The organism is Kitasatospora sp. NPDC101447 (assembly GCF_044767225.1).
Taxonomy (GTDB): domain Bacteria; phylum Actinomycetota; class Actinomycetes; order Streptomycetales; family Streptomycetaceae; genus Kitasatospora.
On record NZ_JBIWNL010000022.1, the window covers coordinates 37,606 to 53,717 of the forward strand.

Consider the following 16,112-nt stretch of genomic DNA (forward strand, 5'->3'; position numbering starts at 1 on the left):
GGGGCTCCGGGGGGTGCCGGGGGCTTCGGGGTTTCGGGGGATTGGCGGGCTTCGGGGCCGGGGTTCGCCCGGGCGCTTCCGGAGGCTGAGCGGGAGTGGGGCGGGCGGCGGAGTCCGTGACGGCGGCAGTCCATTAACCTTGAGGGAGACAATCCCCGGCCGTCCGCCTGCGCAGGCTTCGGCTCCCATGCTCAGAGAGAGGTTCGCCCCCGTGGACACTGCCGACCGAGCGCACGCCCCGGTCGTCGTCGCCATCGACGGACCCTCCGGCTCCGGCAAGTCGACCGTCTCGCGGGCGGTGGCCGCCCGGCTGGGCCTGAGCTTCCTGGACACCGGCGCCATGTACCGGGCGATGACCTGGTGGATGCTGGCCAACGAGGTCGACGTGAACGACCCGGAGGCCGTCGCCGTCGCGTGCGGCAAGCCGGTGATCGTGTCGGGCACGGACGCCGACGGCCCCACCATCACGGTGGACGGCCAGGACGTCTCCGGCCCGATCCGCGGCCCCGAGGTGACGGCGCAGGTCAGCGCCGTGGCCGCGGTGCCGGCGGTGCGGGCCCGACTGGTGGAGCTGCAGCGCGGCTGCGCCGAGGTCGCGGAGCGCGGCATCGTCGCCGAGGGCCGGGACATGGGGACCGTGGTGTTCCCGGACGCCACCGTCAAGGTCTTCCTGACCGCCTCCGAGGAGGCCCGGGGCGCGCGCCGGGCCGCCGAGCTGCGCGCCAAGGGCGTCGACGAGGCGACCATCACCGCGATGGCCGCCGATCTCGCCCGCCGGGACGCCGCCGACTCCTCCCGGGAGACGGCCCCGCTGGCCCAGGCCGCGGACGCGGTCCTGGTGGACACCAGCGACCTCACGCTGGAGCAGGTGATCGACCGGATCGCCGGGCTGGTGGAGGAACGGGCCGGGCTGTCCTCGGTCTGACCCGGCGCTCGTCGGACCGGCTGATGGTCGGGCCGGCCGATGGTCGGGCCGACCGTCGTCGGACCGACTGACTGTCGGACCGGATGATGGTACGGCCGGGCCCTTGCCGGGTCGGCCACTGCCGGGTTCGACCCCCTACCGAGTGAGCCGCGGGCCGGTGAGGCGCCGCGGAGACAACCATCGCGCTGCCCCGAGCGGGGCAGGTACGCACGGCACGCCCCTGGGAAGGGCCGGGCCGGGAAACGGAACAGACGAACATGACCGCAGAGCACACCACCGCCGATCACGGCGGACTGGACGCCGCCGACTACGCCGAGTTCATGGCCCTCGCCGCCGAGGAGGGCTTCGACATCGACGGCGTCGACGTCCTGGACGGCGCCGAGCACGTCCGGCTGCCGGTGCTGGCCGTGGTCGGCCGCCCGAATGTCGGCAAGTCGACCCTGGTGAACCGCATCATCGGCCGCCGCGAGGCGGTCGTCGAGGACAAGCCGGGCGTGACCCGCGACCGGGTCACCTACGAGGCCACCTGGAACGGCCGCCGCTTCAAGGTCGTCGACACCGGCGGCTGGGAGATCGACGTCCTCGGCATCGACGCCATGGTGGCCGCCCAGGCCGAGCTGGGCATCGAGCAGGCCGACGCGGTGCTGTTCGTCGTGGACGCCACGGTCGGCGCCACCGACACCGACGAGGCGCTGATCAAGCTCATCCGCCGGGCGGGCAAGCCGACCGTCCTGTGCGCCAACAAGGTCGACGGCCCCTCCACCGAGGCCGAGGCCGCCTACCTGTGGTCGCTGGGCCTGGGCGAGCCGTTCCCGGTCTCCGCCCTGCACGGCCGCGGCTCGGGTGACCTGCTGGACGCCGTCATGGACGCGCTGCCCGAGGCCCCGCCGCAGACCTTCGGCGACGCCGCCCCCGGCGGCCCGCGCCGGATCGCGCTGATCGGCCGCCCGAACGTCGGCAAGTCCAGCCTGCTGAACAAGGTCGCCGGCGAAGAGCGGGTGGTCGTCAACGAGCTGGCCGGCACCACCCGCGACCCGGTCGACGAGATGATCGACCTCGGCGGCAAGACCTGGAAGTTCGTGGACACCGCCGGTATCCGCCGCCGGGTCCACCTCACCGCCGGCGCCGACTTCTACGCCTCGCTGCGCACCTCCGCCGCTCTGGAGAAGGCCGAGGTCGCGGTCGTCCTGATCGACGCCAGCGAGACCCTCGCCGAGCAGGACACCCGCATCATCTCGATGGCCGTCGAGGCCGGGCGCGCCGTCGTCGTCGCCTACAACAAGTGGGACCAGCTGGACGAGGAGCGCCGCTACTACCTGGAGCGCGAGATCGAGCGCGACCTCGTCCAGGTGCAGTGGGCCCCGCGGGTCAACGTCTCGGCCAAGACCGGCCGGCACATGGAGAAGCTCGTTCCGGCGATCGAGACCGCGCTGGAGGGCTGGGAGACCCGCATCTCGACCGCGCGCCTCAACGCCTTCCTCGGCGAGCTGGTGGCCGCCCACCCGCACCCGATCCGGGGCGGCAAGCAGCCGCGCATCCTGTTCGGCACCCAGGCGGGCATCCGTCCGCCGCGCTTCGTGCTCTTCGCCTCGGGCTTCCTGGAGGCCGGCTACCGGCGCTTCATCGAGCGCCGTCTGCGTGAGGAGTTCGGGTTCGTGGGGACGCCGATCTCGATCTCGGTGCGGGTTCGGGAGAAGCGCAAGAAGAAGTAGCAGTGGTAGAGAAGTAGCAGGAGCGTGAGTCGGGGCGACCCGGCTCACGGCCGATGGGCCTCGTCACGGTGGTGGCGGGGCCCATCGGCGTTTCTGTGCGTCGGTGGATGCCGTGGATGCCGTGGATACCGGTGGGGCAGGGGCGGCGGTGGGGTCGGTGCTGGCGGTGCCGGTGGTGGGGCGGTGGGGCGATGTGCGGTGCCTCAGTGGTGATCGCCGTTGCGGCCCGGGGGGAGGGAGAGCATCTGTCGGTGACGGCCGCCGGCGGCCGGGGCGGTGGCGAGCCCGGTGGCCGTACCCATCACCGGGGAGGGGGCGGGCGGTGCGGGCGGCGCGGGCGCCGGTACGGACATCGCGTGCGGGACCGGGCCGAGGTACCCGGCGGCGACCCAGCCCTGGCCGTTGGTGAACTGGCCTGCGACGCTTGCGGATTGGGCCGAGGTAGGGGCAGCGGCGGTGGCGGTCGGGGCGGTGCGGTCGAGGCCGTCGCCGGTGGGGGTGCCGGTGGGGGTGCCGGTGGCGGCGGTTGCGGTGGGGGCCGGATGGTGGTGGGCCTGGAGGCCGTGGGGTGCGTGGCTTCCGGGGTGGTGGCCGGTGTGGGCCGCAGCGCGGGGTGCGGTGTGGGGTGCGGTGTGGGGTGCGCTGTGCGGTGCGGCGGCGGGCGCAGCGTGGTGGTGGCCGCCGGTGTGACCGTGGTGACCGTGCTGGTGGTTGCCGGTGTGTCCGCCGACGTGGCCGGAGCCCGAGCCCGTGCTGTGGGGCTGGGAGGCCATGAACTGGGGGAGGCCCGGCGCCTGGCCCGCGAGGGTGTGGAAGGCCTGGTGCTGGTGCGGGTACGAGCGCTGCTCACTGCGCAGGGGGTAGCCGTCGCGGACCGCGAAGCCGGTGAACGCCAGGTCCTCCTCGCCCGAGCGGTCGCCGGGCAGCGCGCGGAAGAGGCGCCGGTACTCGGAGTACAGCTCGTCGTAGATCGGCGTGGTGGAGTGCGGGTGCTCGGCGTCGTACGACGGGCGCATGCCCGGGATCGAGCGGGGGACGGTGGTGGAGCGGCCGGGGGACGCGGAGACGTCGTAGCTGTACACGTAGGGGCCAACGAGCGAGAGGGGGCGGGGGATGCGGGGCGCTCATGCGGGGCGGCCATGAGAGGAGGTCATGTACGGCGGTCATGATCGGTGTGCATGCTGCGCGGATGTCATGAGCGGCGCTCATGCCAGGCCCATGAGCGGCGCTCATGCCAGGCCCATGAGTGGCGCTCATGCCGGGCCCATGAGCGGCGCTCATGCCAGGCCCATGAGTGGCGCTCATGCCGGGGTCATGAGGGATTCTCATGCGGCGTCCTATGAGGGACTCTCATGCCGAGCCCACGACCAAGGCCCGCGACCAAGGCCCATGAGCCGGGCTCATGGGCAGGCCCCATGAATCACGCTCATGCGTCTACGTCCCTGTGCGAGGCGTTCATCCGCGGGAGCGGGGAGCGGGGGAGCGGGAACCGCGAGGCACACCGGACGCGCGGACCGTCGGGACGTGCCGGGAGGAGCGAGCCCGCGCCGGAGGCGGCCCGGGGCGGATGGGGGAGGCCGCCGTCCGGCGCGCAGGGCAGGAGGACGGATCAGGTACCGGCGAGCGGGAGGGAGGCGGCGACCACCTGGCCCAGCGCCACGGCCCGCTCCAGCGCCTGGCGCAGCAGGTCCTCGCGGGGCTGGCGGCCGACCATGCCGGCCGGGACGGCGTACATGGTCACCTCGGAGAGCTGGCTCGCCGCCATCCGCCAGGCGTCGGTGACCTGCAACGGCTGGTGCGCCTGCCACCAGCCGGTGCTGCCGCCGGCCGCGGCGGGCTGCAGGATCGCGTGCAGCTTGCCCATCGCGACCAGGACCGACCAGCCGGGCAGCTGCTCCGGGGTCTCGTCCAGGTCGGTGACGGGCTGGAAGCCGGCGTCCTGGAGGAGGTCGAGGAACTCGTCCTCACCCGAGGTGCTGCCCGGGCGGCCGACCGGACCGGTGGGCTCGACGACCAGCGAGGCGTGGCCGACCTTGCCGTGCAGGACGAGCCCGCAGGTGATGCCGAGGATGGCGGCCTGGCCGGGGGCGGGCGACTGGGCCGCGGCCCCGCCGGGGGCGGCCGGGCCCGGCTGCGGCGCGGCCGGTACGTGGCCGGCCGGCGCGGGAGCCGGGACGGCGAGGTCCGGGGCGCCGGTCTGGGCCTGGTTGATGCTGCGGACGGCGCCGACCAGCTGCTCCTCCGCGACCGGCACCACCTGGGAGGGGATGCAGCGGGCGTGCGCGAAGGCGAGCACGGCGGTCTCGTCGCCGACGAAGAGCACGGTGCTGGTGGGTTCCACGTGGGTGTCGCCGGGGGTCCGGCAGGAGGTGCACTCGTAGCTGTCGGGGGCGCGGTCGCCGCCCAGTAGGCGGTCGGCCTCGTCGTCGCCGATCTCGGACCGGACCTCGTCGCTGACGTCGAGCATGCGCGGCACAGGGTCTCCTCGGATGGATGCGGATGGGGCTTCGGGGGCGGACACGGGGAGGTCGACATGACCAACGGGCCCTTGTGTCAGGCGTCACGGGTGCCCGTCGAGGCTGACGGGAATTGCCCCGGATCCGACCGCGCGGCGTGTTCTCGTGGTCGCAATCTGTCGATGTCGGTGTCGGGACTGCCGAAACGGAACCGTGAGGTGAGTCACCCGGCGGGGATGTTTCAGCTGGGAATCAATGGTCAAAGCGGACATTTCGGGCATGATTGTGCGGGTCTTACCGCCGGTAACCCTTGGCTGAGCTGGGCAGACCGTTCAAGTTTTGAAATCTCCGCCGACCGGCTCGTAGCTTCTTGGTCGGCGCAACGAGCGCCACCCGGGATCACCCCCGACGCACAGCCCCCCGGTCCGCCGGGCGCGGCAGGTGCCCGCCGACACGACCGCTCGAACAGGTCGTCGGCGAGCGGCTGGGTGGCCGGGGCGGCAGCGGCACGTCCGACACGTGCACGGCCGCCCGACGGACGCGGCAGGCGAACGCGGCCCCTCACGGGGCCTGGTTCCGCATGCCCGCCCGGGGCTGTCGAGAGGAACCCCATGACCTTCCGTAACGAGAACGCCGCTGCCACCACCTCCGCCGCCACCAAGCGCAACCGCGTTCGGATGGCTGTCGTGGCGGGCGCCGCTGTCGCGGCCCTGCCGGTGGCCGGCCTCGTCACGGCCACCTCGGCCTCCGCCGCCTCCGTCTCCACCTGGGACGCCGTCGCCCAGTGCGAGAGCGGCGGCAACTGGGCCATCAACACCGGCAACGGTTTCTACGGCGGTCTGCAGTTCACCTCCAGCACCTGGGCCGCCTACGGCGGCACCGCCTACGCCTCGCAGGCCAACCTGGCCACCAAGGCGCAGCAGATCTCGATCGCCGAGAAGGTCCTCGCCTCGCAGGGTCCGGGCGCCTGGCCCGTCTGCTCCGTCAAGGCCGGCCTGACCAAGGGCGGCGCCCCGGCCGCCGTCGACACCTCGGCGGGCGCCACCGCCGCCAAGCCGGCCGCCCCGGCCGCCAAGCCCGCCACCCCGGCCGCCAAGCCGGCGCAGGCCCCGAAGGCCGCTGCGCCCAAGGCCGCTGCGCCCAAGGCCGCCGCCCCCAAGGCTGACGTCGCGCCGAAGGCCGCCGCCCCGAAGGCTGCCCCGAAGGCCGACCAGGGCGCCAAGGCCTGGACCGGCTCGAACGACGCCAAGCCGGCCAAGGGCAACTACACCGTCAAGTCCGGTGACACCCTGAGCTCCATCGCCGCCGCGCAGGGCCTGGACTGGCACGACCTGTACAAGAACAACGCCAAGGTCATCGGTGGCAACCCGGACCTGATCTTCCCGGGTCAGACCCTGAGCATCTGAGCTGCTGAGCTGCCGAACGTCTGAGCTGTTGAGCTGCCCAACGTTTGAGCTGCAGAGCTGCTGAAACCGTCGAGGCTGCTGAAGCTGTCGGGGCTTCGCGGTCCTGAGGCTTCGTGAGCGGCTGACACCGCTTGCCCGGGCGTTCACCGGCTCCGGCTTCCACGGCCGCTCCCCCCTCGCGCGGATACTCCGCCGAGTGGGGGAGCGGCCGTCGGCGTTCCGTGGCGGGCGGCCCGTGGCATGTCTAGGGTCGGCTGCCATGTCGCAATCGTGTGATGAACGTGTGGGCCGACGTCGGGTTGTGCTTCGGGTCGGTGCCGCGCTGGCGCTGGTGCTGGCCCTGCCCACGGGCGGTGCGCGGGCGGGTGCGGCCGTCCGGGTCGCGGATCTGGTGTGGGACGCGCTGGCCGACTGCGAGAGCGGCGGCGACTGGCAGGCGAACACCGGCAACGGCTTCTACGGCGGACTGCAGATCCGGCCCTCCACCTGGGAGGAGTCCGACGGCCTGCGCTTCGCCGACCGGCCGGACCACGCCGGTCGGCGGGAGCAGACGACCGTCGGCGAGGAGATCGTCCGGCGGCAGGGGTGGGGGGCCTGGCCGTCCTGCGCGAGGGAGTTGGGGCTGACTGGGGGAGGGCCCGGCGAGCACCGCACCGGGCCCGATCGGGCCTGACCGGGGCTGGCCTGACGGGGCGGGTCGGGACGGGAACGGGGCTGGGGCGGTTCCCGGTGGGGTCGGTGCGGGAGGATGGTGGGGTGATCCAGGGCGAGTTGTTCGGTGATCTGCCAGGGGCTGACGGCGCCGCGCGCGCTGCCGCGGCCGCAGCCGCAGCCGCAGCCGCAGCCGCACGAGCTTCCGGGACTGCCGGGACGTCCGGCTCTTCCGGGTCTTCTGAGGCTTCCGGTGGACCCGGGCCCGACGGACGGGCGCGCGTCGAGCCCGCTCCCGGCGCCGTGCTGCTCCCCGGCTGGCTGGACCTGGACGCGCAGCTGCGCCTGATCGCCGCCTGCCGGGAGTGGGCCCGTCCGCCGGCCGGTCTGCACACGGTGCGGATGCCCACCGGCGGGATGATGTCCGTACGGATGGTGAGCCTGGGATGGCACTGGTACCCGTACGGGTACCGGCGGGTCGCCGAGGACGGCGCGCCCGTCAAGTCGTTCCCGTCCGAGCTGGGCCGCCTCGCCCGCCGGGCCGTCGCCGAGGCGTACGGGCAGGCGCTGCCGGAGGTCGCGGGCGCCGCGTCGTACGAGCCGGACATCGCGATCGTCAACCACTACCCGCACGGCGCGAAGATGGGCCTGCACCAGGACCGCGACGAGCGGACGGACGCGCCCGTGGTCTCGCTCTCGCTCGGTGACCGCTGCGTCTTCCGGCTCGGGAACACCGAGACCAGGACCCGGCCGTGGACCGACCTGGAGCTGCGCAGCGGGGACCTGCTGGTGTTCGGCGGCCCGTCCCGGTTCGCCTACCACGGGGTGGTGCGCACGCTGCCGGGAACGGCGGACCCGGAGCTGGGACTGGTGGGGCGACTCAACATCACGGTGCGGGAGTCGGGGCTGGGGGCGTAGCGGCGGCTGCCCGGGAGGGCTCGGCCGGCCCGCCGCTTCCGTCATCCGTTCGTCGACTCGTCTACTCGTTCGAGTGAAACGGTGGCTCGGACACGGTGAGCGGGAATGACCCGGGTCGCCGGAGAATTCGAGTGAGCTGGAGAATTCGATCGGAGTCCGCATCCGAGGGGATCGGGGTCCGGAGAGGAAGCACGCTCATGGGTACCCCCGTCGACGACCTCGTCGATCTGCTCGACCTGGAGCAGATCGAACTGAACATCTTCCGCGGCCGCAGCCCCGAGGAGGCACTGCAGCGGACCTTCGGTGGCCAGGTCGCCGGGCAGGCGCTGGTGGCCGCGGGCCGCACGGTCGAGGACAAGCGCCCCGTCCACTCGCTGCACGCCTACTTCCTGCGCCCCGGTGTGCCCGGCGTGCCGATCGTCTACCAGGTCGACCGGATCCGGGACGGCCGATCCTTCACCACCCGCCGGGTGCTCGCCATCCAGGGCGGCCGGTCGATCTTCGCGCTCACCGCCGACTTCCACAGACCCGAGGAGGGCGGCATCGAGCACCAGTACCCGATGCCGGACGTCACCCGGCCCGAGGAACTGCCCAGCGCACTGGAGGAGGTCGGCTCCCGGCTCGGCGAACTGCCCCCGTTCATCAGCCGCCGCCAGCCCTTCGACATCCGCTACGTCGACCGGCTGCGCTGGACCAAGGAGGAGCTGGCCGGCGTCGAGGCGCGCAGCGGTGTCTGGCTGCGCACCAACGGCCGGCTGCCGGACGACCCGCTGATCCACGTCTGCGCCCTCACCTACGCCAGCGACATGACGCTGCTGGACGCCGTCCGGGCCCCCGTTGAGCCGCTGTGGGGCGAGCGTCACTTCGACATGGCCTCCCTGGACCACGCGATGTGGTTCCACCGGCCGTTCCGGACGGACGACTGGCTGCTCTACCAGCAGGAGGCCCCGATCGCGCACGGCGCCCGGGGCCTGGCCCGTGGGCAGATCTTCGACCGGAACGGACAGCTGGTGGTGTCCGTGGTGCAGGAGGGGCTGTTCCGACCGTTGAAGCGGTGAGACGGGAAGGCGTGGCGAGTGGCCGCGTTGCGGTTTCGGCGGCCGCGGACCGGTGGGAATGATCCGTCCGGGCGGACGGTGTTGTGGATGATCGAGACGGGCGGCCCGAACAGCGGGCCGTCCCCGGACCGACCGGGAGGGTGGACCGATGACGGCGACGGCCGCGGAGGACTGGAAGCACTGGAGCGACGGGCGGGCCGCGTCCGTGAGCGCACCGCACGGCCAGCTGGCACTCACCGGCACGTACTGGCTGGAGCCCGAGCCCACCGAGATCCCCGGCCTGCCCGGTCGCTGGTGGGCCGACGCCGAGGGCGTCCGGAGCCGGGCGGTGGCAGGCGACGGCATCACCGTGACCGGCGCGGACACGCCGGTGGACGGCGAGGTGCTGCTGCGCCCGGACAGCGACCCGGCAGCCGACACCGCCACCTTGGGCGACCTGCTGCTCGTCCCGATCGAGCGCGAGGGCGAACTCGCCCTGCGGGTCTTCGACCCGGCCGCGCCGAGCCGGGTCGCCTTCGCGGGCATCTCGGCCCATCCCTACGCACCCGAGTGGGCCGTGCCCGCGGTCTTCACCCCGTTCGAGGACGAAGCCCGGTCGGTCGTGGTCCCGAACGCGGACGGCAAGGAGCGCCCGCTGGCCGTCACCGGGCAGATCGCCTTCACCGTGGCCGGCGAGCACCGCACCCTGACCGTCAGCCGGTCGGGCGACCTCCTCAGCGGCGTGTTCGCCGACGCCGGCAGCGGCATCGGCACCTACCGCTTCCGCTTCATCACCCTTCCGGCACCGGACGCCGACGGCCGTACGGTCCTCGACCTCAACCGGGCCTACCTGCCGCCCTGCGCCTTCTCCGACCACTTCATCTGCCCCTTCCCGCCGCCCGGCAACCGGCTGGACTTCGCGGTCGAGGCGGGGGAGAAGCAGGTGCTGAGCAGGTAGCCGTCACGGAGTTCCGGACCAAGGACGGCCCCGCCGCAGGGGCGACCGGGGGCGGGGCGGAGCATGGGAACATGTCGAACGATCAACATTCCACCTCCGCCGCGTCGGCGGACGCACCGCCCGAGGCCGGACCCGGGGCCGATCCGGCGGACGGTGCCGCAGCCGTCGGTCTCGCTCCCGACGCCGGTACCGGTGCCGCTTCGGGTGTCGTTCCCCAGACCGGTGCCGCGCCGTCCGGCCCCGCATCGCCCGGTCCCGCATCGCCCGGCCCCGCATCGCCCGGCACCGAGGCTGCCGGTGACCTGCCGGCGGACCCGGTGGCCACCGACGCGCCGTGGTACCGGCGTGCGTTCGCCGACCTCAGCCCGCTACGCGAGAACGCCGACTACCGCCGGGTCTGGTCCGGTCAGGCCATCTCCTCCATCGGCCAGCAGATGACGGCCGTCGCCGTCTCCGTCCAGGTCTACGACCTGACCGGTTCCGCCTTCGCGACCGGCCTCGTCGGCATCTTCTCCCTCGTCCCGCTGGTCGTCTTCGGCCTCTACGGCGGCGCGATCGCCGACACCGTCGACCGGCGCAGGCTCGGCCTGATCGGCTCGGGCGGCCTCGCCGTCGTCTCCGCGGTCCTGGCCGCGCAGGCCCTGGCCGGCCTCGGACTGGTCGCCGTCCTCTACGCGGCCGTCGCCGTCCAGGCCGGATTCTTCGCCCTCAGCTCGCCCGCCCGCTCCGCGATGATCCCCCGGCTGGTACCCAGCCACCAGCTCCCGGCCGCGAACGCCCTGAACACCGTCAGCATGAACCTCGGCCTCACCATCGGCCCGATGCTCGGCGGCGTCCTGATCGGCGCGTACGGAGCCCAAGCCGCCTACCTGGTCGACACCGTCGCCTTCACCGGCACCCTCTACGCGATGTGGCGCCTGCCCGCCATGCGCCCGCTCGGCGAGCGCAAGGGTCGCGCCTCCGTCCTCGACGGCCTCCGCTTCCTGCGCGAGCAGCCCAACCTGCGCACCAGCTTCCTGGCCGACCTGGCCGCGATGGTCTTCGGAATGCCCCGCGCCCTCTTCCCAGCCATCGCGATCACCTTCTACGGCGGCGACGCCGGCACCGTCGGCCTGCTGGTCTCCGCCCCGGCCGTCGGTGCCCTGACCGGCGCGCTCTTCTCCGGCTGGGTCGGCCGCGTCCACCGCCAGGGCGTCGCCGTCCTCGCCGCTGTCGCCGCCTGGGGCCTGGCCATCGCCGCCTTCGGCGTCCTCCACAACCTCTGGCTCGGCCTCCTGCTCCTCGCGGTCGCGGGCTGCGCCGACACCGTCAGCATGATCTTCCGCAACACGATGATGCAGGTCGCCGCCCCCGACGAGATGCGCGGCCGCCTCCAGGGGATCTTCATCGTCGTCGTGGCCGGCGGCCCCCGCCTCGGCGACTTCGAGTCCGGCACCGTCGCCGCCCTCACCAACCCCACCACCTCCGTGATCAGCGGCGGCCTCGCCTGCGTCGCCGCCGTCCTCCTCCTCGCCGCCCGCCGCCCCGCCTTCCTCGCCTACGACGCCCGCCACCCGACCCCCTGACCCACCCCACCCCCAAACCTGGCAGCGAGCACCCCCCGACGTGCTGTATTGTTTTCCACGTCGCCGGGACACCGGGGACAAGGTCGAGAAGCCCACAGCAGAGCCCCCCAGGCCCTCGCTGCAGGCGCCGAGACCACGGGACGTGGCGCAGCTTGGTAGCGCACTTGACTGGGGGTCAAGGGGTCGCAGGTTCAAATCCTGTCGTCCCGACTGGGGTTCTACTCCGTCGTTGCAGGTCAGAGGCCGTTTCCTCGTTCGCGAGGAGGCGGCCTTTGGCATTCTCCGGGGCATGCCTCTCACATCCGTCTCACGGTTTCATGGTTCGACGCTGAGTGCGGAGACCGCTTGGCGTAGTGAACTGTGGCTATCTGCGTCGCTCCTACCTTTATGTCTGCTCTGATGGTCACAACTATGGTTTCGATGGTTGCTCGCCGTGATCGCAGGCTCAGTCTGATGGGTTGGCACTTGACGCTTTACGGCGCTGATCAAGTGCGCGTAGACAGGTCCTGCGGCTGCCCCGGTGACGGATGAATCGGGAGATGATGAGGTGGCCGCAGCTCAATTTGTCGCGCGACTCGATGTGCAGCCGCTCCTGGCGCGGCGTCAGGGAAGTCGCCGCCGAACATCCTTCGGCGGCAACCGCAGCAGCAGGTCGTCTCGAAGCTATCGGCTGAACGCCCAGTAATCGTGGGTCCCACCTGGCCGGTAGGGCCGGGCAGACCCTCTCTGCTGATCGGGCATCCGTTAGGTGCGATCGTCCAGCTTCGGGCGGGGGTGCCGTTGCAGGTGTTGAGGATGAGCTGGGTGCCGGGTGCGGTGTCGGCGTTCGGATCGTCGACGTACAGGCGGGAGAGACGGGGCGCCGCGGTCGCCGCAAGCCAGCTACTGCTGGCCGACGCTGCCGTTTGCAGGCGTTGCACCGCAGGGAGGGGCAGGGCGATGGTGCCGCCAGCGCGGCCGTGGCAGGCAGCGGCAGTTGGTGCATCTGTAGCCGGAACGGAGTTTTCGTCGGCGGTCCGTGGTGGTATGGACACCCAGTGCGCTTGATCACGGTGGCGCGTTGGGGGTGGGGATGGAAGATCTGTCGCGTGGGCCGGGCATCGCGGTGAGTGCTGTGTCCGTGTCGCAGTACACCGTTCCGGCTGCTCTCGTGCCGCCCAACCAGTTCGACCGGCGCACTCCTCTACAGCAGGTCTGGTACTGGGAGCCTGCCGAGTGGGAGCGCTTCACGCATGAGTGGGTGCGCATGCGAGCGCCGGACGAGGGTTACTTGGGTGCTGAGATCATCGGCGGCAGCAACGACCGGGGCGCCGACGTGGTGGCATTCTTCACCGAGCGGCGTCTCAACGGCGAGTGGCACTGCTTCCAGTGCAAGCTTTACCACGACGATCTGGCCCTTGCCGACGCTTTGCCAGAGATGATCAAGCCCTTCGTTGCCGCAGTCGAGACCACCAGGACGCTGCCGACGCGCTACACCTTCGTCGCCCCCAGGATCCACCCTCGACTCAAGGACTTGGTGCTGACACCCGACGAGCTCAAGTCCCGTTTCCTGGAATATCTGCGCGGTCGCTCCCAGGCCGTGACGAAGCTGCCCGCGCAGCTCCTCGGCGATGTCGCGAAGCTCGCCGAGGCCACCGAATTTTCCATGTTCTGGACCGTCAATCTGGACGAGATGTTGGAGGTCTACAGCAAGTCCCCGTTGTTCGCCGCCCGCTTCAACTACCCCCCCTCTGGCGAACCCGCGAAGCTCCCCGTGCCGCCCAAGCCCGCCGCCGATGAAGCCCGGTTCCTGGAGCAGTTGGTCGACGTGTACCGGGAGCGGTTTGGGGAGCAGATCGTGACGGTGGACGATGCCTTCGGCCATTCTCGGTCCGGCAGTCATCTGCGGCGGCAGCGCGAGGCGTTCTACGCAGCCGAAGCACTGCGCATGTACGCCCGGGACAGCGTCCCGGGCGACGCTTACACGGAACTGCAGGAGGATGTGCTCGCCAACCTGCTTGAAGTGGCGGACGACGAGCACGAGTCGGGCTGGCACCGGCTGCGGGCGGTCGTCACCCAGGCCGGGAACCTGCAGGTATCGGGATCGGTCATTGCGTCGCACTTCCAGCAGGTCCAACGCAAGGGTATGTGCCACCAGTTCGCGAACGACGACAAGTTGACGTGGTGCGACGGGGGCGAGCAGTGAACGTCCTCAACGGTCCAGTGGAGGTGGGCATGCGGGCCCTGGCACTGCTCGCCGGGGCCCACCCGGAGGCACTCGATCTCGCCGCGCTCGTTGTGCTAGACCACGCCGTCCTGCACAGCGAGCGGTTCGGCGGGCCGCCCAGTTTGCTGCCCGAATTGCCTGCCCAGCCGGGCGAACTCGGCCGCAAACGCGAACTCCTCCACGAGGGGCTGGCCGTCCTGATGCGGGCCGGCCTGGCCTCGATCGACGCCACGGCCGAGGGGCTGGTCTACCGGGCGACCGCCCGAGGCGCCAGCTTCCTAGGGATCTTCGAAGCGCCCTACGTCGGCCGGCTGTGCGAGCGGGCGACCTGGGCAGTGGAGCGACTCGCCCCACACACCGACCCGCTGGCGGCCACGCGGGCCATCACGCAGACCTGGCGCGAGCAGTTCGCCGCGAGCGCGCACCACTCGGGGGACGGACATGAATGACCTCACGCTTACGCACCTCACCTACGCCGGTTCCAGCCTCCCCGACGCGCAGGTCGCCTTTTCCCCGTCGTTCACCTTGATCTGTGGTGACTCCAATACGGGCAAGTCCTTCATCGTCGATTCCATCGACTACATGCTCGGCGGGCACATCACGCCCGCGATCCCGCACTCTGACGGCTACAGCCAGATCCTGCTCGGGCTGCTCCTGCCGGACGGCAGTCCGCTCACCCTCGTACGGGCACCAGGCAGCAATAACGTGCACGTGCACGAAGCCGACCTGCGGGGCCTTGTCCACGCCGCCCCCGACATGGTGCTGTACGCCCGGCGGACGAAGAACCGGCGCGACGTCTCCCATTACCTGCTCGACCGACTCGGCCTGGCGGACGCGTACATCCGCACTAACGAAGCGGGAAACACCGAGCACCTCAGACTCGCCGACCTCACCCACCTGGCAGTCGTCACCGACGAACGGATGGTCGACCAGACGCCGCCCTCGCAACGGGTCCGAGGCAACGCCGCGAAGACCGCCGCCAGATCCGTGATGAAACTCGTCCTCACCGGTGAGGACGAGCCGCCGGCGAGCAAAGTACCCAACGCCGCCCAACGCCGCATCCAGAAGAGCAAGATCGCGCTGCTCGACCAGCTCGTGATCGACCTGTCAGTGAAGCAGACCACTCAGGAGAGTGAGGGCCAACTGCGGGCACGCCAGGCCCGACTGGCGGCCGCACTCGAGACGGTGACGGCCTCGCTGCGCGAGGCGACAGAGCGACAGAGCCGGATCGCGGCCGAACGGACGAAGCACACCGAGGCCGAGGAAGGACTGGCGGTGCGTCTGGGCGAAGTACGCGACCTGCTGGGGCGTTTCGACATCCTCCGACAACAGTACGAGTCGGACCTCGCCCGGCTGGATATGGTCGGCGAGGCCGGCAACCTGCTCGGCTACTTCCGGGCCGGCCGCTGCGTGTTCTGCGGAGCGGAGCCCGAGCACCAGGAACCCGCGCACGACAACCACGAGACTACTCACCTACACGAGGCGGTCACTGCGGAGACCTCCAAGACCCAGGCTCTGCTGGCCGACCTCCGGCTCACTATCGCCGATCTGGAGGAACAGCGGGACGATCTCCTCCACCAACAGGAGCGGATGCGTGCCAGAGGTGCCGAACTCGACCGCACGATCCTGATGATCGAGGAGCAGCTCCTCCCGGCGAAGGGCGAGCTCGACCAGATCTTGGCGGAGCGCTCGGATATCGAGCGCAACCTCGAAGTGCTGGCGCGCATCGGCGAACTCGACGAGCACCGCGCCGAACTGGTCGCCGCCGGAGCGATGCCCACCAAACGTGCAGACTCGCTCATCCCTGGACGGACGGTGCGAGTGTTCGAATCTGTGCTCCAGCGGATTCTCGAACGGTGGCATGTACCGGGCACCGAGCACGCCGGCTACGACCCCTACAGCGGTGACGTTCGCGCCGGCGGCCAGGCCCGCGCTGAGCACGGCAGGGGAATGCAGGCGCTGCTGCGCTCTGCATTCTCTGCGGCGCTGGCCGAGTACTGCATCGACCGCAGGCTCCCGCACTTGGGTTTCCTCGTGCTGGATTCGCCGCTGGTGACCTATGGCCAGCTCCGTGACGAGGATGAGGCACGGCTGGCTCCTGAGGTTAATGACAGCTTCTATCGACACTTTCTCGACTCGCCGGGGCAGACGATCATCGTGGAGAACACGCCACCGCCCCCTGATGTCGTCGAGCAGGCCCACGTGGTGATGTTCCGCAGGACGGGGACGGGGAACGGCAGGCGCGGATTCTTCCCCGCAAGGCCAGGAGTCGTCTGAG

Annotated in this window: 13 protein-coding genes and 1 tRNA gene; 12 read left to right on the forward strand and 2 right to left on the reverse strand. The window is 71.4% G+C overall.

Going from position 1 to position 16,112, the window contains the following annotated elements; translation table 11 throughout:
- Nucleotides 1-211 precede the first annotated feature (211 nt).
- Entirely contained in the window at nt 212-925 is a 714-nt protein-coding gene (gene cmk / locus ACIRST_RS27105) for a (d)CMP kinase (RefSeq protein WP_350523489.1), read from the forward strand.
- Between the two features lie 257 nt (nt 926-1,182).
- Nucleotides 1,183-2,637, forward strand: coding sequence for a ribosome biogenesis GTPase Der (gene der / locus ACIRST_RS27110; protein WP_402804963.1), 1,455 nt, complete (start codon nt 1,183-1,185; stop codon nt 2,635-2,637).
- Nucleotides 2,638-2,840: 203 nt separating this feature from the next.
- On the opposite strand, the gene ACIRST_RS27115 is transcribed toward der, so the two are convergent.
- Together ACIRST_RS27115 and ACIRST_RS27120 are read right to left on the reverse strand one after the other, a co-directional pair.
- Complete coding sequence (locus tag ACIRST_RS27115; protein ID WP_402804965.1) at nt 2,841-3,719, reverse strand: hypothetical protein; 879 nt, start codon at nt 3,717-3,719, stop codon at nt 2,841-2,843.
- A gap of 527 nt (nt 3,720-4,246) precedes the next feature.
- Nucleotides 4,247-5,113, reverse strand: a complete 867-nt coding sequence (locus ACIRST_RS27120) for a hypothetical protein (protein ID WP_350523486.1) — start codon at nt 5,111-5,113, stop codon at nt 4,247-4,249.
- A 591-nt stretch (nt 5,114-5,704) separates the two neighbouring features.
- Between ACIRST_RS27120 and ACIRST_RS27125 the strand changes: the two genes are divergently transcribed.
- From ACIRST_RS27125 to ACIRST_RS27170, 10 genes are all read left to right on the forward strand, one after another.
- Nucleotides 5,705-6,499: a transglycosylase family protein gene (locus ACIRST_RS27125; protein ID WP_402804967.1), complete on the forward strand. Its 795-nt coding sequence runs from the start codon at nt 5,705-5,707 to the stop codon at nt 6,497-6,499.
- Between the two features lie 301 nt (nt 6,500-6,800).
- Nucleotides 6,801-7,172, forward strand: a complete 372-nt coding sequence (locus ACIRST_RS27130; RefSeq protein WP_402804969.1) for a transglycosylase family protein — start codon at nt 6,801-6,803, stop codon at nt 7,170-7,172.
- 281 nt (nt 7,173-7,453) lie between these two features.
- Nucleotides 7,454-8,068, forward strand: a complete 615-nt coding sequence (locus ACIRST_RS27135) for an alpha-ketoglutarate-dependent dioxygenase AlkB (protein ID WP_402804970.1) — start codon at nt 7,454-7,456, stop codon at nt 8,066-8,068.
- Between the two features lie 197 nt (nt 8,069-8,265).
- A complete protein-coding gene (locus tag ACIRST_RS27140) occupies nt 8,266-9,126 on the forward strand; it encodes an acyl-CoA thioesterase (protein WP_402804972.1) in 861 nt (286 codons plus the stop codon).
- Nucleotides 9,127-9,274: 148 nt separating this feature from the next.
- Nucleotides 9,275-10,063: a DUF1684 domain-containing protein gene (locus ACIRST_RS27145; RefSeq protein WP_402804974.1), complete on the forward strand. Its 789-nt coding sequence runs from the start codon at nt 9,275-9,277 to the stop codon at nt 10,061-10,063.
- Between the two features lie 71 nt (nt 10,064-10,134).
- Entirely contained in the window at nt 10,135-11,628 is a 1,494-nt protein-coding gene (locus ACIRST_RS27150) for an MFS transporter (RefSeq protein ID WP_402804976.1), read from the forward strand.
- Nucleotides 11,629-11,764: 136 nt separating this feature from the next.
- Nucleotides 11,765-11,838, forward strand: a tRNA-Pro gene (locus ACIRST_RS27155).
- Between the two features lie 862 nt (nt 11,839-12,700).
- Complete coding sequence (locus ACIRST_RS27160; protein WP_402804978.1) at nt 12,701-13,813, forward strand: ABC-three component system protein; 1,113 nt, start codon at nt 12,701-12,703, stop codon at nt 13,811-13,813.
- Nucleotides 13,810-14,283: an ABC-three component system middle component 2 gene (locus ACIRST_RS27165; protein ID WP_402804980.1), complete on the forward strand. Its 474-nt coding sequence runs from the start codon at nt 13,810-13,812 to the stop codon at nt 14,281-14,283. The genes ACIRST_RS27160 and ACIRST_RS27165 overlap by 4 nt, the downstream gene beginning before the upstream one ends.
- Nucleotides 14,276-16,111: a hypothetical protein gene (locus ACIRST_RS27170; RefSeq protein WP_402804981.1), complete on the forward strand. Its 1,836-nt coding sequence runs from the start codon at nt 14,276-14,278 to the stop codon at nt 16,109-16,111. The genes ACIRST_RS27165 and ACIRST_RS27170 overlap by 8 nt, the downstream gene beginning before the upstream one ends.
- Nucleotide 16,112 lies beyond the last annotated feature (1 nt).